This window comes from Jejudonia soesokkakensis, assembly GCF_042664795.1.
Lineage (GTDB): Bacteria > Bacteroidota > Bacteroidia > Flavobacteriales > Flavobacteriaceae > Jejudonia > Jejudonia soesokkakensis.
Window position 1 is genome coordinate 351,428 of sequence record NZ_JBHTBN010000002.1, and the last position, 26,260, is coordinate 377,687.

Below are 26,260 nucleotides of genomic sequence, written 5' to 3' on the forward strand. Positions count from 1 at the left end.
AAGAAAATTCGTACAATTATACAAACATATTTACTATTCTGAAGCATTTTTTCGAATAATTGTATTCTGCTCTTCCAAAAGGCGTTCAATGTTAGAGAGCAGTTCTATATTTTTTGGTGTTTCGACTTCTTTGTTCTTGGGATCTTCCGCTTTTTTCTTAAAGCGATTGATGAACTTAATAACCACAAAAATTGTGAGTGCTATAATCAAAAAATCGATTAATACTTCAATTAATTCCCCATATCCAATAGCAACTTCAGAAACCTCCTCGCCCACTGCCTCTCTTAGCACATACTTACGTTCTGCTAGATTAACATCATCGGTTAGTAAGGACAATGGCGGCATTACTACTTTTTTCACCAATGTATTGACGACAGCATTAAACGCAGTACCAATGATGATACCTACCGCCATGTCGATCATATTGCCTTTTATGGCAAAATCCTTAAATTCTTGTATAAAACTTTTCATCTTACTTTTCTGTAGAAGCGTACCTATTTTATTTGATTAGCGATTAAAATAAAGACGACTGACCCGTATCATCTACTGGAGGTTCTTCATTGTTAATATTTTTATTAGTTTCATTTTCTTCGGAAGGTTTCTCAATAGATGTTTCATTGTCAGCATCGATTTCCTCTTCCTCTATGACTTCCATATCCTCTGCCTCTACTTTCTTAGGCTCCTCGTATGGCAATGGGGAAAGTGCATTGATCTCAAGCACTTTGTCTTTTGTCAATTGATTTCCCATAGCTGTTATCCCTTTTATCGAAATAAAATCCTCCAGACTCAATTCTACATTGTCTTTTCGGTCTTTGCCACGTTCCTTGACAAACACTATTTCTGCTACTGGACGATGTGAAGTAAATATGCGCTCCAAATATGATTTTGGATGGTCTGTTATAATCGATTCAATTTTATCAGGGTTATCGATTAGGAACCGTTTGACATAATACAGTTCTTTTTCTCCTTCCCAATAGATCGCAGACAAAGGTTTTTTAGGGTTCCATTTTTCTAGCACGATCATATCTTCGTCAAACCGCAAAGTCATTTCAGGAATTACCGTTTTGACTTCACCTTTTTGGTTTACGATTAGAAGTCTGTCTTCGGAAGTAAATTCACCTAACAACTCACCTCTTGCATCTACATTTAAGCGTTGAACCGTCTCATCAAACCAAATTTTTCGAGGCTTTAAGGTAGAAAGTCCTTTTTCTTTAAGCTCTATACGCTTTACAGAATACTTTGTTACTATATTCCCTTTAGAGCCTCGACCTTTGACTAAAATATCTGAAAAATCCAGATCAAACTTTAATTTTTTAATACTTCCTGTTTGTCTTAAAAAAACAGTCACAACTTCTGCTTCTCCATTTGGGTTTGCTGTAAAATACACTACTTTAGAACCTTTAGTTCCTGCAGTTAAATTGTATTCTTTATCACGTGTCATAGAAGTTACCGAAAAGCGTTTTACATAGGTGGCACCTTTGGGACCATCTTTGTAAATCATATTATAGATGGTTCTCTTATCCTTCTTTTTAAAAACAGCTACATGTAAAATTCCTTTCCCTACAAATGTTTTACTATCTACCTTAGAAACCATCATGGTTCCATCTTCTGTGAAAACAATTATATCGTCGATATCGCTACAATCCGTGACATATTCATCTCTTTTAAGGCTCGTCCCTATAAATCCTTCTTCCCTATTTACATAAAGCTTTGTATTTCTAATCACAACTTTGGTAGCTTCAATATCATCAAAAATTCTAATTTCAGACTTGCGCTCCTTCCCTTCTCCGTATTCTTTTTTCAATCGTTTAAAATAGTCGATGGCATATTCTATAAGATGTTCCAAATGATGTTTTACCTGTGCTATCTGGTCTTCCAGCGAATCTATCTTTTGCTGTGCTTTATCAATATCAAATTTTGAGATCCGTTTGATCCTTATTTCAGTAAGCCGAACAATATCTTCTTCCGTTATTTTACGCTTTAAATGTTTTATATGTGGTTGTAATCCTTTATCAATGGCTTGAATTACACCCTCCCAGGTTTCTTCTTCTTCAATATCCCGATAGATTCGGTTTTCAATGAAAATACGTTCCAGCGAAGCAAAATGCCATTGTTCTTCTAACTCTCCCAGTTGGATTTCAAGTTCGCTTTTTAATAACTCGACGGTTCTTTCCGTAGAGCGTCTAAGCATTTCAGAAACTCCAATAAACAGTGGTTTGTTATCTTCAATTACACAACCTAAAGGTGAGATAGAGGTTTCACAATTGGTAAAGGCGTACAATGCATCTATGGTTTTATCTGGTGAAATTCCGCTGGGAATATGCACCAAGATTTCAACCTCAGCCGCTGTGTTGTCTTCAATCTTTTTTATTTTAATTTTTCCTTTATCGTTCGCTTTTAATATCGAATCAATTAAAGAGGTCGTGGTAGTTCCAAAAGGAACTTCGGTGATGACCAGAGTTGACTTATCTTGCTGACTAATACGCGCGCGGCTTCGTATTTTCCCACCACGCAAACCATCGTTATAATCTGAAACATCTACAAAACCTCCCGTAGGGAAATCAGGTACCAGAGTAAATCGCTTGCCTTGCAAGTGCTTAACAGAAGCGTCTATCAGTTCAATAAAATTATGCGGCATTACCTTAGTAGATAAACCTACCGCAATCCCTTCAGCACCCTGAGCAAGCAGCATTGGAAACATCACTGGAAGATTGATAGGTTCCTTTCGGCGCCCGTCATAAGATGCTTGCCAACTCGTAATTTTCGGATTATAGACTACATCTAATGCAAACTTAGAGAGACGAGCTTCGATATATCTTGAGGCTGCAGCACGATCACCTGTCAAAATATTTCCCCAGTTTCCTTGTGTATCGATTAACAGATCCTTTTGACCAATTTGCACCATAGCATCTGCAATACTCGCATCTCCGTGCGGATGGTATTGCATAGTATGTCCTACAATGTTGGCGACTTTATTATATCGGCCGTCATCAAGATCCTTCATCGAATGCATGATACGACGCTGTACAGGCTTAAAACCGTCTTCAATCGCAGGGACTGCACGCTCTAAAATTACATAACTAGCATAATCGAGAAACCAGTCACGATACATCCCAGAAACACGTGTAATCGTTTCGGTTTCCTCAATTTCTTCTTCGGGTACTAAGTTACCATCGCCATCTGCTTCGAGTTTTTCAAAGTTGATGTCTTCTGGTTTAAGTTCTTCTTCGTTATTGTTATCGAGTTCGTCACTCATATGCTAAAAATCTTTCTTTTCTTTTAAATTGTCACTTATAAACGGTCATTCCATGCAGATTCACAGAGAAAATTTACAATCAGACATGGTCATCAAAAACTGTTTATTCTTCTACGGTATCCAATTCTACTTTTAGGTTTTCAATAATAAACTCCTGTCGATCTGGTGTGTTTTTTCCCATGTAGAATTTGAGTAATTCTTCTATGCTCATATTTTTATCCAACATAACGGGATCCAATCGGATATCCTCCCCTATAAAATGTACAAACTCATCTGGAGAGATCTCACCTAATCCTTTAAATCGGGTGATTTCAGGTTTCGGTTTTAGTTCCTCTAACGCATTTTTTCGCTCTTCTTCCGAATAGCAATAAATGGTTTTCTTTTTGTTTCGTACACGAAATAACGGGGTTTGTAAAATATACAAATGTCCTTCCTTGATCAATTCAGGAAAGAACTGAAGGAAAAATGTGATCAATAGTAACCGGATGTGCATACCATCGACATCGGCATCTGTCGCAATGACAATATTATTATAACGCAAATCCTCGAGTGATTCCTCAATATTTAAGGCCGCTTGCAGTAAATTAAATTCCTCATTTTCATACACAATCTTTTTAGACAGTCCGTAACTATTTAAAGGTTTCCCCTTTAAACTAAATACCGCTTGTGTATTCACATCCCGACTTTTGGTAATGCTTCCGCTTGCACTATCACCCTCGGTAATAAATAACGTACTTTCAAGATTACGTTCTTTTTTAGTATCTCCTAAGTGTACCCTGCAATCTCGTAATTTCTTATTATGTAAATTTGCTTTCTTGGCTCGGTCTTTTGCCAGTTTTCTAATTCCTGAAAGTTCTTTACGTTCCCGCTCAGCCTGCATAATTTTGCGTTGTAATTTTTCGGCAACTTCAGGATTTTTATGCAAATAATTATCCAAATATTTCTTTACAAAGTCATTGATATAGGTTCGCACCGTGGGCAAATCGCCTCCCATGTCTGTAGAACCTAGTTTTGTTTTCGTCTGACTTTCAAACACAGGTTCCATTACTTTGATACTAATGGCAGATACAACAGATTTTCGAATGTCACTTGCATCGTAATTCTTTCCGAAGTGCTCCCTAACTGTTTTCACCAGACTTTCTCTAAAAGCTGCCTGATGCGTACCCCCCTGAGTGGTATTCTGTCCATTTACAAAACTATGATACTCTTCGCTGTATTGAGTTTTACTATGCGTGAGGGCAACCTCAATGTCTTCACCACGTAAATGAATAATTGGATATAGCATATCTTCTTTACTCATGTTGTCCTGCAACAGATCTTTTAATCCATTCTCACTAAAAAACTTCTCACCATTAAAATCTATCGTCAGTCCCGGATTCAGATATACGTAGTTACGGAGCATTTTTTCAACATACTCGTTTCGGTATTTGAAATTTTTAAAAATACTCTCATCCGGAATAAACGTAACTTTGGTTCCTTTACGTTTTGAACTTTCTTCTACGGAAGCATCCTCTATCAATTCTCCCAATTCAAAGCGAGCCGCTTTATGCTTTCCTTCTCGTACCGACTCTACGGTAAATGATGCCGATAACGCATTGACTGCCTTCGTACCTACCCCATTTAGTCCTACCGATTTCTTAAAAGCGCGGCTATCGTATTTTCCACCTGTATTCATTTTGGATACTACGTCAACTACTTTTCCTAGTGGAATTCCGCGGCCGTAGTCACGTACTTTGACTTCCTTATCTTTAATTCTAATTTCAATGGTTTTCCCAGCGCCCATGACAAACTCATCAATACAGTTGTCAATGACCTCTTTAAGAAGAATATAGATCCCATCATCTGGCGAAGAACCATCACCTAATTTACCGATATACATTCCTGGTCGCATGCGAATATGCTCTTTCCAATCGAGCGAACGTATGTTATCTTCGGTATATTTTGTTTCTGCCATAAAATCTCGTGAATAAGCGTTAAATATAGGGGTTCGACGTAAAATCTGAAACCGCAATGACTGAAAGTAATTAACAATTTCAGAACCTAATTGTTAGTAATTTTTTCTGAATGACTTTTCAGTATAATATGATAAAATTTATTTAATAAAAAGTTAATCTGTGCTTCTAAACTGAACGATAATGATAGATTTGCTGCTATGACAAAAATTACAACCTTAGCGTTAGCTATAGTTTTTTCTATAGCAATGCACGCACAAAAGAGCCAGTCTCCCTACGAATGGGATTGGACCAAAGATGGAATATGGACGGGTGCTGCCTTGGGTGGGACCGTTGGCGGATTTCTTTTAATCCAGAATAAAGACGATTTGACGGAAGCCGAATTTGCTGCAGAAATTGCCAATCAAGATAACATCAATTTTATAGATAAATGGGCCGTTGGAAATCATTCTGAAAGTGCTAATATGGTAAGTGATATTCCATTTTTTTTATCTTTTGCTGCACCTATCGGACTATTATTTGATGATGAAACCAACGACCACACTGCTCAAGTACTTGGCTTATACTTAGAAAGCATGGCCACGACTGGAGCCATGTACACTATCACTGCCGGTTTGGTTAATAGATCGAGACCTTATGTATATGATGATAGTGGGGATACGACTCTTCGAAGAAGAATGAGTAGCAACGGACAACGCTCGTTTTATTCAGGTCACGTAGCAGCTACCGCAACCGCAACATTTTTTACCGCTAAAGTATTGACCGATTTTAACCCTGAAATGAAAGGTCAAGCGCTTGTTTGGACTGGAGCAGCCGTCATTCCAGCCGCAGTAGGTTATTTTAGAATTCAAGGCGGACAGCACTTCCTAACCGATGTATTATTAGGGTATGGACTAGGAGCCGTTACTGGATATTTGGTTCCCGAACTTCACAAAACCGAAAATACTAATGTATCACTATATCCAACAGGAGGGATAAATCTTGTAGGTGATGAATATAAAGCAATGGCAGTGCGGTATACTTTTTAGTTGATAAGTGATAGTTGAAAATATAAAAACCTCGAAATCTAAGTAGATTTCGAGGTTTTTTATTACCAAACGTCTAAGACTATTTACACATTAAATCTAAAGTGCATTACATCTCCATCTTTGACAATATATTCCTTGCCTTCTACCCCTAGCTTTCCTGCTTCACGTACTTTGGCCTCGCTTCCGTAGCTCACAAAATCATCATATTTTATGACCTCGGCTCTAATAAATCCTTTCTCAAAATCGGTATGGATAACACCTGCAGCTTGAGGAGCAGTCGCCCCAACAGGAATGGTCCAGGCACGAACTTCTTTGGCTCCAGCTGTAAAATAGGTTTGAAGATTTAATAACTTATAAGCACCTCTTATCAACTTTGCAGAACCTGGTTCTTCCAATCCTAAATCTTCTAAGAACATCTGTCGTTCTTCAAAAGTCTCCAGTTCTGTAATATCTGCTTCGGTACCTACAGCAAGCACAATCACTTCTGCATTTTCTTCGGCTACCGCTTTTTTAACTTTGTCTACATATTCATTTCCGCTAGCTGCAGCATCTTCATCGACATTGCACACATACATCACAGGTTTGTCTGTAATAAACTGCATCTGGTTGATGTATTCTTCTCTTTCAGCAGCTGTCAACTCAATTGCCCTTACAGAAATCCCTGCTTCTAGACCTTTCTTCACTTTTTGTAGTGCGGCTTCTTCTTTCGTGGCTTCCTTATTCCCTGTACGTGCAGCTCTCTTAACTTTTTCCAGCTTTTTATCGGTTGTTTCAAGATCTTTTAACTGTAATTCAATATCAATGGTTTCTTTATCACGTACTGGGTCCACACTCCCATCCACATGTACAATATTATCGTTATCAAAACAACGTAACACATGTAAAATCGCATCGGTTTCACGGATGTTTCCTAAAAACTGATTTCCGAGACCTTCCCCTTTACTTGCTCCTTTTACCAACCCTGCAATATCAACAATCTCCACGGTTGCTGGCAGTACACGTTCTGGATTAACTAATTCTTCCAGTTTGACGATACGATTATCTGGTACATTGACCACACCTACATTGGGTTCTATAGTACAAAATGGGAAATTTGCACTTTGTGCTTTTGCATTTGATAAACAATTAAAAAGTGTTGATTTCCCTACATTTGGTAATCCTACAATACCTGCTTTCATTCTTTACATTTTTAACCGAAAAAACCTTCAGTTTACGAATGTGCAAATATACATGTTCACTCTTATTTGAATGATTATGTATTCAGATTTTTTTAGAGAAAAATAAGAAAACATTAGACTTCTGTTGGCGATTAATTAACGAACTGATCTTTACATTTGGGTAAATAAACAACTTAAAACAAAAGTCATGAAAAAAATAGTGATAACATGCTTAGCTTCCGTACTTGTAATGATGGGAGTACATGCACAGGAAAACAAAACCGTTGAAAAAGAAACTACGGTTAAAAAAGTAAGAGTAAGTGATACAAAAGTTGAAACTAAAGTGGTTGCTGAAACCGAAACCGAAAGTGGAGTGATTAAGGTGGAAGGAACAAGCAAACAAGACCAAGGTTCTCAAGAAATTAAAATGAAAGACAAGGACATTAAAGTTCTTTCAGACGATATTAGTATTGATGAACGTAATAGAATGAGAATGGAAGCCATTAAGCAAAAGCAACAAATGGAGCTTCAAGCCTCTATTGCTGCTCAAAAGGCATTGGTTGAAAAAGAACGTAAAATGTTAGAAGAAAAGAAAATGCAAATGATGAAAGATCTGGAGGCAAGAAGAGCCGCACTAACAGCTAGACCAAAAGGAATGGCTAAATTACAAAGAGATCCAGATGGTGATGGTATAGAATAATGAGTGACATTTTAAGTAACACTAGAGCCCATTATACATTTAGTATAGTGGGTTTTTTATTTTAATGCTTTTTGAATTGCTTTTCCATAAGCGCTAAATTCAATGAGATTTTTATGTTCTCCACCCGTTATAGTAATAAATGTTAGTTGTTCTTTGGGGATTTCTTCTGAAAGTTTTTTTCCTAATTCATAAGGCACAACACTATCGCTGGTGCCATGAATAATTGTTATCGGGCACTTTACTTTTTTAATCAACTCATCTGAAGGAAACTTATAACGCATCAAAAAGTTGAGTGGCAAATTAAAAAATCGTTTTTGAGCAACACTCGTCAGATTATTAAAAGGAGTTTCGAGTAGCAATTGCTTTGGGGTATTTTTTGAAGCGACAAATGTCGCCAATGCTGTGCCTAGCGACCTCCCATATACTATGATATTATCTTCTGAAAAGTGTTTTTTTGCATAATCGTAAAATAGCTGAGAGTCTTCGTATAATAAAGCTTCAGAAAGGGTTCCAGTACTTTTACCAAATGTTCGGTAATCCATGACAATAACATCGTATTCAAATTTTGTAAAATAACTCGCAATAGCTCCCCAGCGCTCTAAACTTCCTGCATTACCATGAAAATATAAGATAAGCCCTTTAGGATTTTTAGTTGTAAAATGTAGCGCATTTAATGTAGCGCCATCGGTCGTGATTAGGTTAAATTCAGTAAAGGGAGTGTCAAAATTATAGACATAATTTTCAGAAAGCTGAGTAGGTAAAAATATTAATTTTTCTTGCATATTGTAAAGTAACAATAGTAATACCATGCAGCTTGCCACAAAAACTACTAGGATTTTAATAGTCTTTTTAATCATTTTTTGGAACTGTGCTTTACACCAATGCTGGTAGTCGATAGGTCTATGTGCTTCTTATTTTCAGTTATTATCTGTTCCATTACTTCATGATAGGCCTCAAAGGTATTTAAATTCTTATGTCCGCCTCCAATAATCGGATACAAACGAGTTAAATTGGGTTTGATCTGTGATAATTTAACACTGCTTTTAAAAGGAATCAGTTTATCGTTAGTCCCGTGAATAATATGCACAGGACAATTAACATACTGAAGCCACTTAAACGTAGGCATAGGATATTTTAAAATAACAGATAAAGGCATAAAGGGCATATAGCGACCCGTTACTTTTGTTAAGCTATAATAAGGCGCATCTAAAATCAATAGTTTAGGATGATTCATGGAAGCAAGTTTTGTAGCAAATCCAGAACCCAAGGAACGACCGTAAAGGATGATGTATTTTTCCTGTACACGCTCTCTTATTTTGTTATATACGTATTGAAGGTCATGTTTAATATTTTTTTGAGACCTTTTCCCTATGCTTTTACCAAATCCTCTGTAATCTACCATAATGACATCGTATCCAAGTCTGGTAAAATCTACAGCAAACTTGCCCCACCCTTTAATACTCTTTGAGTTGCCCTTAAGATATAACACAACTCCTTTTGGATTTTTGGTTTTAAAATGAAGTCCATTGATAATGGCACCATCTCTTGCTTCAAGATTGTATTCCTCTACTACCTGATTTTCATATAAAAACTGAAAATCCTTAGGGAGTTTCTCTGGCTTAAATAAAAAGTAATCCTGAAGATAAAACAATAAAACACTTATCACTATATATATAGCAAGGACCCAGAGTACAATATGTAACCAATATGGCATTGCTCTAAAGTACTAATTTTATATTATATAATTAATATTTCGAATGTTACGAGATTTTCAGATTTAAGAGATTTTAAGAAAATTAGCAGGTAATGCTTCTAATTTTAATAAAGCCTTATCGTTGCATTCTTACTTCTTAACAATTATGTGATGTACATTTACAATCATAATAACCTAAAAACAAAAATGATGAAACGTTTATTAATGATTTGTGTATTAGCTGTTACGACTATTGGTTTTGCACAAGAAAAGAAAAAAGTTACTACTAAAACTTCGACTACGGTTAGAGATAGCGGAGGTGAAGAAACAGTTACAAAATCGACAGTAAAAACTGAAACTCAAGATATCAGACTTACTAATTTTGACGGGAAACACAACTTTAATACAGTGATGACCCCTACCAAAATTAACACAGATGTTGACTATGAGATTAAAGGATCCACGTATAGATTTATGCCATTAGATAATGGATATTACACAATTAATAATATGACCACTAAAAAACCTTATGCAAGGTTATATCCTACATCACAAGCAGGTTACTATATTTATACACAAGACAATAACAGTTCATTTGGATATTTTAATGAAGATGGAGATTTTGTCGTAGAAAGTTATGATCCAGATGGTGATGGTGTAGCGAATTACATTTACAAAATAAAAATGTCTGATGATATGAAAAAGAAGCAGATGATGAAAGAAAAAGAAATGAAAATGAAGAATGATAAAATGTAATTCTTTTAACCTACTAAAAAGTAGGTTTCCAGAGATATCTTTATCCCCGCCTCTAAGGGTTTAGGTAACCTACTATCAAATAAAAGACCCGCAAATTGCGGGTCTTTTTAATAGTATGAATGTTCACAAATTAGTCTTTATGCATAAAAGCTTGTTTTCCCAATAAAACTTCTTCACTTTCCACATGATCGTCATCGGGCACACAGCAATCTACAGGACATACTGCTGCACATTGAGGTTCTTCATGAAATCCTTTACATTCGGTACATTTATCGGGAACGATATAATAAATCTCATCACTTATAGGCTCTTGAGTTTCATTTGCATCTACTTCTTTTCCGCTAGGCAACACTACATTGCCCTCTAGGTCTGTTCCATCAGCATACCGCCAGTCATCTGCTCCTTCATAAATTGCTGTATTAGGACATTCGGGTTCACAAGCTCCGCAATTAATACATTCATCTGTTATTATGATCGCCATAGTCTTTCTTTTTTTAACTTTGCGCAAATTTAATGCCTAGAAAGGGCAACTCCAAACATCCAATGGATTTACAACAAAGAATTAACGCATTTGTACAATTAGGTACATTTTTAAGGGAAATATCTTCGGAAAGTATCTCAAAAACCTCCAGTTCTAAATTTCACAACCAGATTCCACAAATATTACAAGCCGCACAAAATAATAATAGGTGGTTTACTGAAACTAATATAAAATTCGCTTTCGCTTCTTGGGGGCATGCATTAACCGAAACAACTATTAATTCCTGGCTATCTTCCTATTCCATAACCCAGAAAATACCGAATACGATTGCGATTATCATGGCGGGAAACATTCCGTTGGTTGGATTTCATGATTTCTTATCAGTGCTGATGTCGGGGAATAAGGTTTTGGCAAAACTTTCGTCAAATGATAACATACTCCTTCCATTCTTAGTATCCTTTTTAGTCGAACAGCATTCAGACTTTAAAGAATCCATTCAGTTAACAGAAAAAAAGGTAACTAATTTTGATGCTGTGATCGCTACAGGAAGTGACAATACGGCGCGTTATTTTGAATATTACTTCGGAAAATATCCACATATCATTCGCAAAAACCGAAATTCGGTAGCTGTATTGACAGGTAAAGAAACCGAAGAGCAACTGCTATCGCTAAGTGACGATATCTTTCAATATTTCGGGCTTGGCTGTCGTAATGTATCTAAACTGTTTATCCCAAAAGAGTATGATTTCCACCCATTCTTTGAAGCGATGTTTAACAAAAAAGAGTATATCAATAATCATAAATACATCAATAACTACGACTACAATAAGGCAGTCTATCTAATGAGCAATATAAAATTACTGGATAATGAATTTTTATTATTGAAACAAGATTCTGGGTACTCCTCTCCTATTTCAGTAGTTTTTTATGAAACGTACGAAGACCTTTCTGAGCTACAAACAAAATTTTCCGAAGACAAAGACCGCATACAGGCAATTGTTGGTAATTCAGGAATAGCAGGTGAAATTCCTTTTGGCAAAGCGCAGCAACCAACTCTTTGGGACTATGCAGATGGGGTGGATACAATGAAGTTTTTAGTAGAACTTTAAATTAATTTCTACCATACTTAAGTGGATGAAAAGATCATATCACATTCTGTTGAAATCCCTTTAATAAGTTAATAGTTGTTTAACGCTATTCCACACTAATTTTAAGATATTTGCATTCCAAACATAACTTCTATGAAAAAGCACAATTTTAGCGCGGGTCCTTGTATTTTACCACAATCTGTATTAGAAAAAGCTTCCGAAGCGGTAAAGAATTTTAACGGACTAGACCTATCACTCATCGAAATTTCACACCGAAGTAAGCCATTTGTAGATGTTATGGAACGTGCACAAGAATTGGCTTTAAAACATCTCAATCTTCAAGATAAAGGATATAAAGCTTTATTCTTACAAGGTGGTGCCAGTTTAGAATTCTTAATGGTTGCCTATAATTTATTAGAGAAAAAAGCAGCATATCTAAACACTGGAACTTGGTCTAGCAAGGCGATTAAAGAAGCAAGATTATTTGGAGAAATAGTTGAAGTAGCCTCTTCTAAAGATCAAAATTTCAATTATATACCCAAAAATTATGCAATTCCTTCAGACATAGACTACTTCCACTGCACCAGTAACAATACCATCTTTGGGACACAGATGCAAAACTTCCCAGAAGTTTCTGTTCCTATGGTGTGTGATATGAGCAGTGATATCTTTTCAAGGGTGCTTGATTTTAGCAAATTTGATTTAATCTATGCCGGCGCTCAAAAAAACATGGGTCCTGCTGGTACAACCTTAGTAGTTGTAAAAGAGGAAATTCTTGGGAAAGTTTCTCGAACGATTCCTTCGATGTTAGATTACAAAGTACATATCTCAAAAGACAGTATGTTTAACACACCTGCAGTTTTTCCTGTCTATGTATCAATGTTAACATTGGACTGGTTACAAGAACTTGGAGGAGTGGCAAATATTGAAAAACACAATACTAAGAAAGCAGAAATGATGTATGGTGAAATTGATCGCAACCCCTTTTTCAAAGGCTTTGTAACCAATAAGGAGGATCGTTCAAAAATGAATGCAACATTTAATCTATTAGATACTAGCTTAGAAGAAAGATTTAATACTATGTGCAGAGAAGCAGGCATTAATGGCCTTAACGGACACAGAAGTGTGGGTGGCTATAGAGCATCCATGTATAACGCATTGCCACTTGAAAGTGTAAAGGTTTTAGTAGATGTCATGCAAACGCTTGAAAAACAAGCTTAAAATAAGTAATTAATTAAAAGGTTACCCGCCTTCGCGGGCATAGGAATGAAAGTATTAGCAAACGACGGAATATCAAAAAGCGGAATTCACACCCTAGAAAAAGCTGGGTTTACAGTTATCACAACTCACGTAGCGCAAGAACAATTACAAAACTATATCAATGAACATCAAATTGATGTCATCCTTGTTCGTAGTGCTACCAACGTTCGTAAAGATCTTATTGATAACTGCCCTAGTCTTAAAATAATTGGCCGTGGTGGCGTTGGGATGGATAATATTGATGTTGACTATGCGAGAAGCAAAGGGTTAAACGTTATAAATACACCCGCAGCTTCATCTTCTTCAGTTGCAGAGCTTGTATTTGCACACCTCTTTGGAGGAGTTCGGTATTTATACGATTCAAACAGGGAGATGCCATTAGAAGGTGATTCACGTTTTAAAGATTTAAAGAAAAATTACGCTAAGGGACTAGAATTAAGAGGAAAAACGATTGGTATTATTGGTTTTGGACGTATTGGTCGTGAAGTTGCTAAAATTGCACTAGGCTGCGGAATGAAAGTTATTGCAAGTGATAGCCATGTTGGAGAAGCTGATATTACACTTGATTTTTACGACGGACAGCAAGTAACTTTAAAAATTAAAACCGAACCCGTTTCAGAATTAATTAAACACAGTGATTTTATTACACTTCATGTTCCTGCACAAAAAGATTATGTGATTGGGAAAGAACAGATCGCTCAAATGAAAGATGGCGCTGCCATTATTAATGCGGCAAGAGGTGGTGTTATAGATGAAGTTGCGTTAGTGGAAGCACTCGATAGTGGAAAATTATCTTTCGCAGGATTAGATACCTTTGAAGAAGAGCCTACACCAGCAATTAAAGTCCTAATGAATTCTAAAATATCTTTAACACCTCATATTGGAGCTGCAACAAATGAAGCTCAGGACAGAATTGGAACAGAACTAGCCGAACAAATTATTGCAATCTTGGAAAAAGTCTAATATTGCACTATCTTTCAGAAAATCAACTTAATTAAAATATAATGGCAGGAATTTTAGATTTATTGAACAGTGACATAGGAAGACAAATTATTGGTGGCGTAAGTCAAGAAACCAAACAGCCCGCAGACAAAACGGCTCAGGTTGTTTCAATGGCACTTCCCCTTTTAATGGGAGCAATGAAACGCAATGCAGCTACTCCGGAAGGCGCACAAGGGTTATTAGGCGCTTTGAATAACAGCAAACACGATGGAAGTATGTTGGATAATTTGAGCGGACTTTTTGGTGGCGGTGTAAATGAAGAAGTGAAACAAGACGGCTTAGGTATTTTGGGACATGTACTTGGAGGGTCTCAAAATAATGTAGTTAGCGCTTTATCAAATAAATCTGGTGTAGATACCGACTCGGTGATGAAAATACTTACCGTCATAGCTCCCATTGTATTACAATATTTAGGAAAGCAAAAAAGAAATCAGCAAGTTGAAACTCCTTCTGGTCTTGAAGGTTTACTTGGCGGAATGTTAGGTGGTGAAAGAAAGACACAAGCTAAACAACAATCGTTAATTGAAAGTTTGTTGGATGGGGATGGCGACGGAAGCATCGTGGATGATATTGCAGGCATGGTGTTAAGCGGCGGAAAGAAAAAAGGTGGTATTGGCGGGATGCTGGGCGGACTTTTCGGCGGAAGGTAATAGGTATACATTTTAAAAACGAACGCTTCAGAAATTATCTGAAGCGTTTTTTTGTTAATCCTATTCAAAATATTCTTTTACAGCATACATTTTCAGTATTTTTATAAAAAATTAGTTATGAAATATCTTCTTGCAATTACGATACTTGCTTTTACTATCTTAGCTTGTGAGTCAAACAAAACCATAGTTAAGAATTCTTCAAACGATAGCTCTACAATGGGAGATACCATTCGTATCGCAAATGATAGCTTAGACTATGAGATATTGATATTTGAACCAGGCTTTAATTCTTTCTTGCTTACACAACAGCCAAGAGGGTATTACGGATTAAATTTTCTTGAAAATAGAAATACATTATGGACCTCTATTTACAATCAGAGAGTTCGTACTATACAATCGTATAATAGAAATTTATACCAACAAGAGATAAATTATGAGCCTCATATCAGATATGGTTACGAAGTAAACTATCTTCTGTATAATTACTTTTTATTTTTTCAGCAGGAATACAAACAAAACTTTCCAGGATCTCGCTAATGGAGAAATTAAAGAAACGTTGGAATATTACAAACAACTGGCAACTTATTGTGATTCTTGTGGTTTTTGCAATCACTGGAAGTACTTCTGCAAAATTTGCAGCACCAGCAACAGATGCCATTGGCATGACTAGAGAAATGGGTTGGTACCTATATTGGCCTACGCGTATTCTAATCATATTTCCGCTCTATCAGGTTTTATTGGTATTTTTTGGATGGCTTTTTGGAGAATACCATTTTTTTTGGAACTTTGAAAAAAAGATGCTTCGGCATCTCGGACTTTCATTTATAGTAAAAGAGTAAATTGAAACTAACACAGCAAATAACACTTTTTAGTACCACATTACTTCTTTGTAGTGTACTGTTATTACCTTCACTTGCTCAGTTCGCTCATATATTTGAAGGGCACGATCACAAACCATGTAAAGAACTTACGACTCATTTACATGAAAAGAAATTTGAATGTGATATTCATTTCTTTCATTTTTCTCAGTTAGATTTTTCAATTGAAACGTATAGTATTACTTCAATTTCTGAAGCTACCCAACAGCTCGTTGATTTCTACACGGCTTCAGATAAAAACAAATTACACTACCATACCACATCCCGTGGTCCTCCTGCCCTTTCTTAAATTTTAAAAACTTTTTTACACTATTAAATTTAAGAATAATGAAAACATATATTTTAGTGTTTCTGTTCGTTTGCGCGATAACAGGAACCACTGCTCAGAACATAATATCTGGCACCATAACATCGGCAACAGACTCACAACCTATTGTTGCAAACATTTATTTTCCACAACTTGAAAAAGGAACAATTTCTTCTGTAGACGGAAATTTCAGGATTACTAATATCCCAGACGGAACGTTTACTATCGTTTATTCGGCACTAGGATTTGCGAGCTTTTCTGAAAGAATTAATTTTTCTGAAAATGCTTCCGTAGAAAAAAACATAATACTTTCAGAAAGTGCCGTAGAAATGGAAGAAGTGATCGTTTCCACTCCCTTCCACAAGTTACAACGCGACAATGTCATGAAAGTTGAACGCATCTCTACAGATGATCTTTCAAAACAAGGCACCGTGACGCTCGCTGAAGGTATTACCAATATTGCTGGGGTAAGTTCTATTAGTACCGGAGTGGGAATTGGAAAACCTGTAATTCGCGGACTAAGTGCCAATAGGGTGCTTACCTACACTCAAGGAGTCCGACTTGAGAATCAGCAATTTGGTGATGAACACGGATTAGGAGTCAATGAAGCAGGAATTGAGAGCGTGGAAGTCATTAAAGGCCCAGCATCGCTGCTTTATGGAAGTGATGCATTAGGAGGTGTTTTATATTTAAATCCAGAAAACTTCGCTCCCGAAAATTCTGTGGAAGGTGATGTCAATAGCAGTTATTATTCAAATACTTTAGGATTTTCAAATAATGTAGGTGCGAGGGCATCTTCAGAAAACTGGAAATTCTTAACACGGGCTGCCTACGTTACTCATAGCGATTATGAAACTGGTGAGGGTGAAAATGTGACCAATTCCAGATTTAACGAATTTGATCTTAAAGCAGGTACCCGTTTTCAGACCGAAAAATTAAAATCAACATTGCGATATAATTACAACCGAAGTAATATTGGGATCCCCGAAGAAATTGGTGAACAATCTAATAACAAACAACCCTTATTTCCCTTTCAGGAAATTGACAACCATGTAATTAGCTGGGAAAATAATTTTTATTTTACCAATTCATCGCTGGATATTAAAACTGGGTATACCATCAATACTCGTAAGGAATTTGAATTGGAAGAGGAAGAAGAAAGACCTGCTATAGCGCTGTTAAACGATGAAGGAATTCCTCCTGCTCTAGAGATGCGTCTAAAAACTCTAAGCTACGATGTAAAGTACAATTTGCCTCAAATAGGTAATTTTGAAACTATTGTAGGAATTCAGGGAATTTATCAAACCAATGAAAATTCGGGTGAAGAAATATTAATACCAGATGCGACAACGACCGATTTCGGAATATTAGCTACGACGCATTATCATCTAGAAACTTTAGATATACAAGCAGGTATTAGGTACGATATTCGAAGTATTGAAAGTGATGAAGCCAGAGATCCTATGGATTCTGAATTTATCCCTGCACTTGACAGAAACTTCAATAGCTTTAATGCTGCTTTTGGAGTTAAAAAGGATTTGACTAAAGCCCTTGTCGCAAGAGTAAATCTTGCCAGCGGATTTAGAGCTCCAAATCTTGCCGAGCTTACTTCAAACGGAGTACATGAAGGAACCAATCGTTATGAAATTGGAAATCCGGATCTGGAAAATGAACAAAATTTTCAGGCAGATGTTTCGCTCGAATTTAGAAATGAACATTTTGAACTATTTGCCAACGGATTTTACAATAGCATTAGCAACTACATTTTTATCACTCCAAATGGAGAAATAATTGATGACAACAATGTATTTGACTACGTTCAGGATGATGCACGCTTATATGGTGGGGAGTTAGGGTTGCACATTCACCCACACCCACTCGACTGGTTACACATTGAAAGTAGTTTTGAAAATGTTCGCGGAACATTAAAAGCAGACGATAGTAATTTACCGCTTATTCCAGCCAATACTCTGAGAAATACACTTCGGGTAGAATTTAATCAATATAAAAGGCTAAAAGACATTTATAGCTTTATTGGGTTGGAAAGTACGTTCCAGCAAAATGACAATAGTCCTTTTGAAACTCCAACCGATGGATATAGTCTGTTAAGTGCAGGAGTTGGAGGTACATTTGATTTTGAAAAGACTGCGTTAACCCTTCGTGTGTCAGGAAATAATTTAACAGATAAAACCTATGTTTCGCATCTTTCTAGACTAAAACAGGATGGTATTCCTAATATTGGACGCAATATAGTTTTAAATGCTAGAGTAGCTTTTTAAAAATAAGGATGCAGTGAATCCAATGCCACGAGTACACCCTGTTACTAATCTTTGTGTATTCGTGGCTTTAAAAAATATTCTTGTCACTGTTGTTGAGGCTCCTGCTCTGGCTGAGCAAAAAGATCCAGGTAGGCATCTCCTATATACTCAATAATATCACTAGCAATTAACGCTTCAAATCCTTTGGTCTCTGCCACCATATTTCCAGCGCGACCGTGCAAATAGGTTCCAAAAAGTGTGGCTAGTAAGGCATCATATCCTTGCGCTACCAAACCTGTGATCATTCCTGTTAAGACATCACCACTGCCACCTGTAGCCATTCCTGGGTTTCCAGTATTATTAATGTATAATTGCTTTCCTACAACCGCAATAGAATGCGCGCCTTTAATCAAAACAATTACTTCTTTTTCTTCGGAAAATTTCTTGGTCTTTTCCAGTTTATCATAATCATCGGTCCAGTCACCTATCAATCGCTTTAATTCTCCAGGATGCGGTGTTAAAATTGAATTCTTCGGAAGCACTTTCATTACAGATTCATTTTCAGCAATACAATTCAATGCATCGGCATCTATCACAAAGGGTACTTTTGTTTCAGAAAACAATTTTTTTAAAGCAGTAACTGTTTCCTTTTTTGTACCTATTCCTGGTCCTACTCCAATTACTGAAGGCTCAAAATCGTAGGAAATATCTGTTATAAGATCATCCTCTGTATCGGTTAGTACCATGACTTCAGGAATAGAAGCTTGCAATACTTCGTATCCACACTCGGGCACAAAAGCAGTAACCAAGCCAGCCCCGCTTCTCAATGCTGCTCTGGCACTTAAAACAGATGCTCCTATCTTTCCGTAGCTTCCCGCAACGATAAGTGCATGCCCATACATTCCTTTATGACTAAATTTTTCGCGTTGCTTATAAAATTGTTGTACTTCCTGTTTTGAGATCAGTTGGGCAATCGATTCCGTTTTCTGGAGATACTCTGCATCCAACCCAATATCGATTACTTCATAGTAGGGAACAAATTTTCCGGTTTCAGGAAGAAAGAAAGCGAGTTTCGGACTTTGAAACGTCAATGTATGATTCGCTTTTATAACCGCTTCAGCATCCTCTAACGCCTGATCGGGATACAATCCGCTGGGAATATCAATAGACAGCTTAAAAGATTTCTGTTCATTTAAATACTGTATCAATTTTTTGACCCAGCCTTCTGGTGGTCGGTTCAAACCAATTCCGAAGAGCGCATCAATTAGAATATCTTCAGGGTTGATCTCTGGGAAATCTTCAGCAGACATCATTAACTTAGGCCATTTTTTAGTACTACTTTTTACTCGATCATAATTAATAAGAAAACATTTCGAGCGTTTATCGGTAAAATTTGCGACATACATCTCCACATTATAACCTGCTTCCATCAACTTTCTACCTACAACCAGCCCATCACCGCCATTATTTCCAATTCCGCAGAATATATGAATCGGTACTTGAGCACCCTGCATTCGTTGGTGTAACCAGTTAAAAATTTGGGTACCGGCATGCTCCATGAGCTCAAGCTGAGTAATATTATGTTTTTTAGTAGTCGCCTCATCGGCTTTGTGTAATTGTGCTGCAGAAAATATTTTCATATGTATTATCCACGAACGTGGGTATCTCTTTATTTTGTTGTTATTAGATTTTAGTGAAATTAATATTTCACATTTGTATTGCCGTTTTCAGTAAAAATAATACATTTGGTATAGATACGATATGAAACATCTTTCAATTCATACCACTTTCAATTTTGTAACTCCTTTAACGGGAACTACAGTTACAACTACAACCCCTTTGGGGTAAGCGACTTATATAGTATCTGATCTTATTTTTCTTTTTTTATAAAAGAAATACCTTCATTTTTGTACCCTTAAAATGTATCGCATGCTTGTTTTAAAATTTGGTGGAACTTCGGTAGGAAGCTCTGAAAATATTCATAAAGTTATTAAAATCGTTTCTGAAATTTCAAAAAAGGACAGAACCGTAGTAGTTGTATCTGCGTATGGAGGGGTAACAGATCTATTGTTGAAAGCAGGAATGTTAGCTTCAGAGAAAGATGATTCTTTCAGAAATGTCCTTGATGAAATCAACGAAAGACATCAAAATTCGATTTTGGATCTAAAAATCAACAATCCTGAAGTTATTGAAAAAGTAAATGCACATCTTCATACCCTAGAAGAACTGTTGAAAGGAATTTACTATATCAATGAACTTTCGAGCACTACAATTGACAAATTAAGTGCCTATGGCGAATTACTGTCGTCATTGCTTATTACCGAAGCCTTTAACGTGAACGGAAGGTTCGCTGTGCATAAAAATGCAACTGAACTTATAAAGACTACCAAAACATCAGGAAAACATCAGGTTGATTTTGCGATCACCACTAAAGAAATTAACTATCATTTTCAGAATTCGACTGCTGCAATCACCATTGTTCCCGGATTTATTGCTTCAAACAATTCAAATGAAATCACAACGCTGGGTCGTGGTGGTTCCGATTTTTCAGCTGCCATAATCGCAGCAGCCTTGCAAGCAAAAGAATTACAGATCTGGACCGATGTAAGCGGTATGTATACGGCTAATCCTAAATTAGTAAAACAAGCCAGACCTATACAATCAATATCCTATCAAGAAGCTATGGAATTGTCTCATTTTGGTGCCAAGGTGCTCTACCCTCCTACTATTTTACCTGTGATGGAAAAATGTATTCCCATAGTAATAAAAAACACTTCAAAACCAGAAGATGTAGGCACACATATCGCTTCAGAAAGTAGCGGTCAAAATCCTATTAAAGGATTAAGTCATATCGGCGACATTGCACTGTTGACCTTAGAAGGCAGTGGCATGGTTGGTATACCAGGAATTTCCAGACGGTTGTTTGAAACGTTATCAAATCGTGGCATTAATATTATTATGATCACACAAGCCTCTAGTGAACACAGCATCTGCCTGGGAATTTCAGAACCTGACGCTGATCTGGCCAAACAACTTGTGGATCTTGAATTTGAAAACGAAATAGCACTACATAAAATTGATCCGTTAACCATTGAAAAAGACCTAGCTATTATTGCCTTGGTTGGGGAAAGCATGAAAAATCATCAAGGCATTAGCGGAAAGATGTTTCAGACCCTCGGAAAGAATAATGTAAATATTAGAGCTATTGCACAAGGAGCTAGTGAAAAGAATATTTCGGCAGTGATTAAAAAAGACGATGTAAAAAAAGCACTGAATGTATTACACGAACGCTTTTTTGAAGATCAGCGAAAACAGTTAAATCTATTTATAGCAGGCGTTGGAAATGTAGGTAGCAAACTACTAGAACAAATAAAGCAACAGAAATCGTATTTAAAAGAAAAACTAAATATCAATCTTCGGGTTGTTGGAATCACAAACTCTCGAAAAATGCTTTTTTCTGAAGACGGCATTTCCCTAAAAAACTGGCAGGAATCCTTAGCACAATCTGAAGAAACTGCAGATATGGAGCAATTTATCGAGCGTACTAAAAAACTAAATATGCGTAACAGTATTTTTGTGGATATAACAGCGAGTGATCTGGTAGCAAAAAGGTATGCCTCCTTTTTAAAAAGTAGTATTGCGGTAGTAGCCTGTAATAAAATTGCCTGCTCTGCAAATTTTGAAAGTTACCAAGAATTGAAGCAATTGGCTACAAAATACAATGCGCCATTCTTATTTGAAACCAATGTAGGTGCGGGCTTACCCATCATCGACACCTTAAATAATCTAATAGCTTCCGGAGACGAAATTTTAAAAATTCAGGCAGTTCTTTCAGGAAGTCTTAATTTTGTATTCAATAATTTTAGTAAAGGCGAAAGTTTTCATGATGTAGTAAAACAAGCTCAGGCTGAAGGCTATACAGAGCCCGATCCGCGTATTGATTTAAGCGGTGTGGATGTTGCCAGAAAAATCTTAATCCTTGCTCGTGAGAGTGGTCTTATCCTCGAATTGGACGATGTAATCAATCGTCCATTTTTAACTGAAAAGAACTTACAAAGTACTGATGTTGCACACTTTTACAATACACTTATAGAAGACGACGAGCACTTTCAGCAGTTAGTGGAAAAAGCTGAAGCCCAACATTCGCAATTGAAATATGTCGCGCAACTCATTGATGGGAAACCAAGCGTAGGACTGGAGATCATTCCGCAAGGGCATCCTTTTTACAATTTGGAAGGAAAAGATAATATTGTTGTTTTTTATACCAAACGGTATCCTGAGCAACCACTCATAGTAAAAGGGGCCGGTGCTGGTGGTGATGTTACGGCTTCTGGATTATTTAGTGATATTATAAGAATGAGAACATACTAAATTGTTGATTGTTGATTGTTGATTAAAAAAAAACGATGAAAGAAATTACTGTTTTTGCTCCTGCCACCGTAGCCAATGTTAGCTGCGGATTTGATGTATTGGGATTTGCTATCGACGGAATTGGAGACACCATGACATTAAAAAAAGTTTCAGAGAAAGGGATTACAATTATAGCTATAGAAGGTGCAGATTTGTCTCTTGAAACAAAAAAAAATGTGGCGGGCGTTGCTGGATTGGCTATGCTTGAAGCTCTAAATGCAGATTTCGGATTTGAAATTTCAATTAAAAAAGGAATACCCTTAGGCAGCGGAATTGGCGGAAGTGCTGCCAGTGCTGCTGCAGTTGTTTTTGGTATCAACCAGTTTTTAGACGAACCTTTATCCCTTCAGGAATTAGCCTATTTTGGAATGAAGGGGGAAGCAGTTGCCAGTGGAAATGAGCATGCTGATAATGTGGCTCCTTCCCTGTTTGGCGGATTTACATTAATCCCAGGCTATGATCCCTTTGAAGTGATCTCATTGCCAGTTCCAAGTGAATTATATGTGACAATCATTCATCCACATATTGAAATTAAAACAAAAGAAGCTCGAGAAATTCTTCCGAAGTATGTATCGCTAAAAGATGCAATCACACAAAGCGGTAATTTGGCGGGATTAATTTCAGGTTTGTATACAGATAACTACGAATTAATCTCACGGAGTGTAAGAGATGTGCTAATTGAACCTCACAGAAAACAATTATTACCCCATTTTGACTCGGTCAAAGAACTAGCACTAACTAATGGCGCACTGGCATTTGGAATTAGCGGTTCAGGGCCGTCCATGTTTGCATTATGTCGTGGAGAACTCAAAGCGCTAGAACTAGAACAGCACTTAACGCAATTCTATCAACGCAAAGGATTAGAAATTGATGGTTATGTGAGTAAAGTCAGTCGCAATGGAAGCCGGATTCTTTGAATAATATGCACGTTTTTAATCTCAATGTATGAACTATTACTCTCTTAACCGTAAAGCTCCAAACGTTTCTTTTAAAGAAGCTGTTATCAAAGGAATTGCACCAGATAAAGGGCTTTATTTTCCAGAAACAATTACAAAGTTACCTCCTGATTTTTTTAGTAGTCTGAAAGATTTTTCGAAAGAGGATATTGCGTTTCAGCTTATGGAACAATTTGTTGGAAACGATATTGATCTAATATCGCTCGAACGAATCATTCAAGAAACAGTTTCATTTGACTTTCCGTTGGTGCAACTTACAGATCAAATAAGCACTTTAGAACTGTTTCACGGTCCTACCATGGCATTTAAAGATGTGGGTGCCCGTTTTATGGCAAGATGTCTAGGTCACTTTGCTGAAAATGACAACACGTCTCAGGAAGTCACCGTATTGGTTGCAACCAGTGGAGATACTGGAGGAGCAGTTGCCAGCGGATTTCTAGGCGTAGAAGGAGTAAACGTAGTAATTCTCTACCCTAGCGGAAAGGTAAGTGATATCCAGGAAAAACAATTAACAACACTAGGACAGAATATTACAGCGCTGGAAGTTGAAGGAACTTTTGATGACTGCCAGGCAATTGTAAAAAATGCTTTTGTAGATGAGACTATAACTGGAAAAATACAACTTACCTCTGCTAACTCTATCAATGTTGCAAGATGGTTGCCACAGTCCTTTTACTTTGCATACGCTTACAAGCAAATAGAGAATATAGAGAAATCCTTAGTGTTTTCGGTACCTAGCGGAAACTTCGGAAACATCTGTGCAGGAATGATCGCGTACAAACTAGGAATGCCAGTTTCGCAGTTTGTAGCCTCTGTAAACAGCAATGATGTAGTGCCTCGCTTTCTGGTGAACGGACAGTACGAACCAAAAAGATCTGTCGCAACCATTAGTAATGCAATGGATGTAGGTGATCCAAGCAATTTTATACGTATTAGAGAATTATTCAATCAGGATACTTCAAAGCTTAGAGAATTAGTAAGCTCGTACTCTTTTACAGATGCACAAACAAAAACGGCGATGAAGCATCTTTTTACGCATCATGATTATATTGCAGATCCGCACGGAGCTGTAGGATATCTGGGGCTTCAGGAGTATTTAAAATACAATACCGAAGCACAAGGAATTTTTTTAGAAACCGCACACCCCATAAAATTTTTGGAGGTAGTAGAAGAAACTATTCAGCAGAAAGTTGCCATTCCAGCACACATTCAGCAACTAATAAAAAAGAAAAAGGTAGCGATTCCCATCAAAAATTATGAGGAATTTAAGGCGTATATGTTACAATCCAAATAGGGAGTTGGTATATTTGTTCCTCAAAATAGTCCAGCATAAACTAATAATAACATGAAAGACACAGCACTTACTAAAATACACGAATCTCTAGGAGCCAAGATGGTTCCATTTGCAGGATATAACATGCCCGTTTCATACGAAGGTGTAAACGCAGAACATGAAACGGTTCGCAAGGCAGTTGGTGTTTTCGATGTTTCACATATGGGTGAATTTTTGATTACAGGTCCAAAAGCGTTGGATCTTATTCAAAAAGTTTCCAGCAACGACGCTTCAAAATTGGTGGATGGCCAGGCGCAATACAGTTGTTTGCCAAATGATGAGGGTGGCATAGTGGACGATCTTATTATTTACAGACTGGAGGCTGAGAAATATTTACTCGTTGTAAATGCATCTAATATCGAGAAAGACTGGAACTGGATCAATTTGCAAAATACAATGAAAGCAGAAATCCGTGATCTTTCTGAAGAATACTCACTACTCGCGATTCAGGGTCCAAAGGCTGTGGAAGCTATGCAGTCCCTAACTTCGGAAGATTTATCGGCTATTAAATTTTATACGTTTAAGGTTTCAGACTTTGCTGGCATTCCGCATGTGATCATTAGTGCAACAGGATATACAGGAAGCGGCGGATTTGAAATTTACTGTAAAAACAGTGAGGTAGAACAGGTTTGGAAGCATGTTTTTGAAGCTGGAAAAGATTTTGGAATAAAACCTATAGGATTGGCTGCACGTGATACATTGCGCCTTGAAATGGGGTATTGTCTCTACGGAAACGATATCAATGAAAATACATCTCCGCTGGAAGCCGGATTGGGTTGGGTCACAAAGTTTACAAAGGATTTTGTGAATTCTGAAAACTTAAAGAAACAAAAGGAAGCAGGAGTCACCAGAAAATTAATCGGATTTGAATTGATTGACCGAGGAATCCCTAGGCAGGGCTATGAGATCATGGATGGTGATGGGAATCAGATAGGTATAGTTACAAGCGGAACGATGGGTCCTTCAGTAAATAAAGGGATAGGTTTAGGGTACGTGACTGTTGAAAACAGTAAACCCGATACTGAAATTTTTATTCAGATACGTAAAAATGCCGTTGCTGCCAAAGTTGTAAAAACACCATTTTACAAAGGCTAA

The 26,260-nt window shown here is 37.0% G+C and carries 23 protein-coding genes; 15 read left to right on the top strand and 8 right to left on the bottom strand.

From position 1 onward, the window contains the following. Nucleotides 1-33: 33 nt before the first annotated feature. From mscL to ACFQO1_RS06285, 3 genes are all read right to left on the bottom strand, one after another. A complete protein-coding gene (mscL, locus tag ACFQO1_RS06275) occupies nt 34-471 on the bottom strand; it encodes a large-conductance mechanosensitive channel protein MscL (RefSeq protein ID WP_380217132.1) in 438 nt (145 codons plus the stop codon). Between the two features lie 43 nt (nt 472-514). Further along, complete coding sequence (locus ACFQO1_RS06280) at nt 515-3,256, bottom strand: DNA gyrase/topoisomerase IV subunit A (protein ID WP_380217133.1); 2,742 nt, start codon at nt 3,254-3,256, stop codon at nt 515-517. 103 nt (nt 3,257-3,359) lie between these two features. Then, entirely contained in the window at nt 3,360-5,210 is a 1,851-nt protein-coding gene (locus tag ACFQO1_RS06285) for a DNA topoisomerase IV subunit B (RefSeq protein WP_380217134.1), read from the bottom strand. 198 nt (nt 5,211-5,408) lie between these two features. Between ACFQO1_RS06285 and ACFQO1_RS06290 the strand changes: the two genes are divergently transcribed. Beyond that, the gene (locus ACFQO1_RS06290) at nt 5,409-6,236 is read left to right on the top strand and encodes a phosphatase PAP2 family protein (RefSeq protein ID WP_380217135.1); all 828 of its coding nucleotides are present in this window, start codon (nt 5,409-5,411) and stop codon (nt 6,234-6,236) included. Between the two features lie 83 nt (nt 6,237-6,319). Here ACFQO1_RS06290 and ychF read toward each other — a convergent pair whose 3' ends face one another. After that, nucleotides 6,320-7,414, bottom strand: a complete 1,095-nt coding sequence (gene ychF / locus ACFQO1_RS06295; protein WP_380217136.1) for a redox-regulated ATPase YchF — start codon at nt 7,412-7,414, stop codon at nt 6,320-6,322. A 187-nt stretch (nt 7,415-7,601) separates the two neighbouring features. Here ychF and ACFQO1_RS06300 point away from each other — a divergent pair, with 187 nt between their 5' ends. Continuing rightward, entirely contained in the window at nt 7,602-8,093 is a 492-nt protein-coding gene (locus tag ACFQO1_RS06300) for a hypothetical protein (RefSeq protein WP_380217137.1), read from the top strand. Nucleotides 8,094-8,149: 56 nt separating this feature from the next. Here ACFQO1_RS06300 and ACFQO1_RS06305 read toward each other — a convergent pair whose 3' ends face one another. Then, nucleotides 8,150-8,950, bottom strand: coding sequence for an alpha/beta hydrolase (locus ACFQO1_RS06305; protein WP_380217138.1), 801 nt, complete (start codon nt 8,948-8,950; stop codon nt 8,150-8,152). Continuing rightward, nucleotides 8,947-9,807 (bottom strand): alpha/beta hydrolase, encoded by an 861-nt coding sequence (locus ACFQO1_RS06310; RefSeq protein ID WP_380217139.1) that lies wholly within the window; start codon nt 9,805-9,807, stop codon nt 8,947-8,949. The genes ACFQO1_RS06305 and ACFQO1_RS06310 overlap by 4 nt, the downstream gene beginning before the upstream one ends. 186 nt (nt 9,808-9,993) lie before the next feature. Between ACFQO1_RS06310 and ACFQO1_RS06315 the strand changes: the two genes are divergently transcribed. Beyond that, a complete protein-coding gene (locus ACFQO1_RS06315) occupies nt 9,994-10,542 on the top strand; it encodes a hypothetical protein (protein ID WP_380217140.1) in 549 nt (182 codons plus the stop codon). Nucleotides 10,543-10,672: 130 nt separating this feature from the next. Here ACFQO1_RS06315 and ACFQO1_RS06320 read toward each other — a convergent pair whose 3' ends face one another. Then, nucleotides 10,673-11,023, bottom strand: coding sequence for a 4Fe-4S dicluster domain-containing protein (locus tag ACFQO1_RS06320; RefSeq protein WP_380217141.1), 351 nt, complete (start codon nt 11,021-11,023; stop codon nt 10,673-10,675). 62 nt (nt 11,024-11,085) lie between these two features. Here ACFQO1_RS06320 and ACFQO1_RS06325 point away from each other — a divergent pair, with 62 nt between their 5' ends. The 8 genes from ACFQO1_RS06325 (at nt 11,086) to ACFQO1_RS06360 (ending at nt 18,487) form a co-directional block, all read left to right on the top strand. Then, a complete protein-coding gene (locus ACFQO1_RS06325; protein ID WP_380217142.1) occupies nt 11,086-12,132 on the top strand; it encodes an acyl-CoA reductase in 1,047 nt (348 codons plus the stop codon). A 132-nt stretch (nt 12,133-12,264) separates the two neighbouring features. Continuing rightward, entirely contained in the window at nt 12,265-13,332 is a 1,068-nt protein-coding gene (gene serC, locus ACFQO1_RS06330; protein WP_380217143.1) for a 3-phosphoserine/phosphohydroxythreonine transaminase, read from the top strand. A 45-nt stretch (nt 13,333-13,377) separates the two neighbouring features. Then, nucleotides 13,378-14,334 carry a D-2-hydroxyacid dehydrogenase gene (locus ACFQO1_RS06335; protein WP_380217144.1) on the top strand — a complete coding sequence of 319 codons (957 nt, stop codon included), beginning with the start codon at nt 13,378-13,380 and terminating at the stop codon, nt 14,332-14,334. Between the two features lie 41 nt (nt 14,335-14,375). Next, on the top strand, nt 14,376-15,023 hold the full coding sequence (locus ACFQO1_RS06340; RefSeq protein WP_380217145.1) for a DUF937 domain-containing protein: 648 nt from the start codon (nt 14,376-14,378) through the stop codon (nt 15,021-15,023). Nucleotides 15,024-15,140: 117 nt separating this feature from the next. After that, nucleotides 15,141-15,560: a DUF6146 family protein gene (locus ACFQO1_RS06345; protein ID WP_380217146.1), complete on the top strand. Its 420-nt coding sequence runs from the start codon at nt 15,141-15,143 to the stop codon at nt 15,558-15,560. Beyond that, nucleotides 15,560-15,862: a DUF6787 family protein gene (locus ACFQO1_RS06350; RefSeq protein WP_380217147.1), complete on the top strand. Its 303-nt coding sequence runs from the start codon at nt 15,560-15,562 to the stop codon at nt 15,860-15,862. Before ACFQO1_RS06345 ends, ACFQO1_RS06350 begins: the two co-directional genes overlap by 1 nt. Before the next feature lies 1 nt (nt 15,863). Next, on the top strand, nt 15,864-16,190 hold the full coding sequence (locus ACFQO1_RS06355) for a hypothetical protein (RefSeq protein WP_380217148.1): 327 nt from the start codon (nt 15,864-15,866) through the stop codon (nt 16,188-16,190). A gap of 38 nt (nt 16,191-16,228) precedes the next feature. Next, nucleotides 16,229-18,487 carry a TonB-dependent receptor gene (locus ACFQO1_RS06360; RefSeq protein ID WP_380217149.1) on the top strand — a complete coding sequence of 753 codons (2,259 nt, stop codon included), beginning with the start codon at nt 16,229-16,231 and terminating at the stop codon, nt 18,485-18,487. A gap of 83 nt (nt 18,488-18,570) precedes the next feature. Here the strand turns inward: ACFQO1_RS06360 and ACFQO1_RS06365 are convergent, their stop codons facing one another. After that, complete coding sequence (locus ACFQO1_RS06365) at nt 18,571-20,106, bottom strand: NAD(P)H-hydrate dehydratase (protein WP_380217150.1); 1,536 nt, start codon at nt 20,104-20,106, stop codon at nt 18,571-18,573. Nucleotides 20,107-20,395: 289 nt separating this feature from the next. Here ACFQO1_RS06365 and thrA point away from each other — a divergent pair, with 289 nt between their 5' ends. The 4 genes from thrA to gcvT are packed head-to-tail and all read left to right on the top strand — an operon-like array spanning nt 20,396 to nt 26,260. Further along, entirely contained in the window at nt 20,396-22,837 is a 2,442-nt protein-coding gene (thrA, locus tag ACFQO1_RS06370) for a bifunctional aspartate kinase/homoserine dehydrogenase I (RefSeq protein WP_380217151.1), read from the top strand. Between the two features lie 35 nt (nt 22,838-22,872). Continuing rightward, nucleotides 22,873-23,793 carry a homoserine kinase gene (locus ACFQO1_RS06375; protein ID WP_380217152.1) on the top strand — a complete coding sequence of 307 codons (921 nt, stop codon included), beginning with the start codon at nt 22,873-22,875 and terminating at the stop codon, nt 23,791-23,793. Between the two features lie 28 nt (nt 23,794-23,821). Further along, nucleotides 23,822-25,126, top strand: coding sequence for a threonine synthase (thrC, locus tag ACFQO1_RS06380; RefSeq protein WP_380217153.1), 1,305 nt, complete (start codon nt 23,822-23,824; stop codon nt 25,124-25,126). A gap of 51 nt (nt 25,127-25,177) precedes the next feature. Next, nucleotides 25,178-26,260 (top strand): glycine cleavage system aminomethyltransferase GcvT, encoded by a 1,083-nt coding sequence (gcvT, locus tag ACFQO1_RS06385; protein ID WP_380217154.1) that lies wholly within the window; start codon nt 25,178-25,180, stop codon nt 26,258-26,260.

Coding starts and splice junctions, on each gene's coding strand:
- mscL (WP_380217132.1), bottom strand. CDS start 471: ATGAAAAGTTTTATACAAGAATTTAAGGATTTTGCCATAAAAGGCAAT.
- ACFQO1_RS06280 (WP_380217133.1), bottom strand. CDS start 3,256: ATGAGTGACGAACTCGATAACAATAACGAAGAAGAACTTAAACCAGAA.
- ACFQO1_RS06285 (WP_380217134.1), bottom strand. CDS start 5,210: ATGGCAGAAACAAAATATACCGAAGATAACATACGTTCGCTCGATTGG.
- ACFQO1_RS06290 (WP_380217135.1), top strand. CDS start 5,409: ATGACAAAAATTACAACCTTAGCGTTAGCTATAGTTTTTTCTATAGCA.
- ychF (WP_380217136.1), bottom strand. CDS start 7,414: ATGAAAGCAGGTATTGTAGGATTACCAAATGTAGGGAAATCAACACTT.
- ACFQO1_RS06300 (WP_380217137.1), top strand. CDS start 7,602: ATGAAAAAAATAGTGATAACATGCTTAGCTTCCGTACTTGTAATGATG.
- ACFQO1_RS06305 (WP_380217138.1), bottom strand. CDS start 8,950: ATGATTAAAAAGACTATTAAAATCCTAGTAGTTTTTGTGGCAAGCTGC.
- ACFQO1_RS06310 (WP_380217139.1), bottom strand. CDS start 9,807: ATGCCATATTGGTTACATATTGTACTCTGGGTCCTTGCTATATATATA.
- ACFQO1_RS06315 (WP_380217140.1), top strand. CDS start 9,994: ATGATGAAACGTTTATTAATGATTTGTGTATTAGCTGTTACGACTATT.
- ACFQO1_RS06320 (WP_380217141.1), bottom strand. CDS start 11,023: ATGGCGATCATAATAACAGATGAATGTATTAATTGCGGAGCTTGTGAA.
- ACFQO1_RS06325 (WP_380217142.1), top strand. CDS start 11,086: ATGGATTTACAACAAAGAATTAACGCATTTGTACAATTAGGTACATTT.
- serC (WP_380217143.1), top strand. CDS start 12,265: ATGAAAAAGCACAATTTTAGCGCGGGTCCTTGTATTTTACCACAATCT.
- ACFQO1_RS06335 (WP_380217144.1), top strand. CDS start 13,378: ATGAAAGTATTAGCAAACGACGGAATATCAAAAAGCGGAATTCACACC.
- ACFQO1_RS06340 (WP_380217145.1), top strand. CDS start 14,376: ATGGCAGGAATTTTAGATTTATTGAACAGTGACATAGGAAGACAAATT.
- ACFQO1_RS06345 (WP_380217146.1), top strand. CDS start 15,141: ATGAAATATCTTCTTGCAATTACGATACTTGCTTTTACTATCTTAGCT.
- ACFQO1_RS06350 (WP_380217147.1), top strand. CDS start 15,560: ATGGAGAAATTAAAGAAACGTTGGAATATTACAAACAACTGGCAACTT.
- ACFQO1_RS06360 (WP_380217149.1), top strand. CDS start 16,229: ATGAAAACATATATTTTAGTGTTTCTGTTCGTTTGCGCGATAACAGGA.
- ACFQO1_RS06365 (WP_380217150.1), bottom strand. CDS start 20,106: ATGAAAATATTTTCTGCAGCACAATTACACAAAGCCGATGAGGCGACT.
- thrA (WP_380217151.1), top strand. CDS start 20,396: ATGCTTGTTTTAAAATTTGGTGGAACTTCGGTAGGAAGCTCTGAAAAT.
- ACFQO1_RS06375 (WP_380217152.1), top strand. CDS start 22,873: ATGAAAGAAATTACTGTTTTTGCTCCTGCCACCGTAGCCAATGTTAGC.
- thrC (WP_380217153.1), top strand. CDS start 23,822: ATGAACTATTACTCTCTTAACCGTAAAGCTCCAAACGTTTCTTTTAAA.
- gcvT (WP_380217154.1), top strand. CDS start 25,178: ATGAAAGACACAGCACTTACTAAAATACACGAATCTCTAGGAGCCAAG.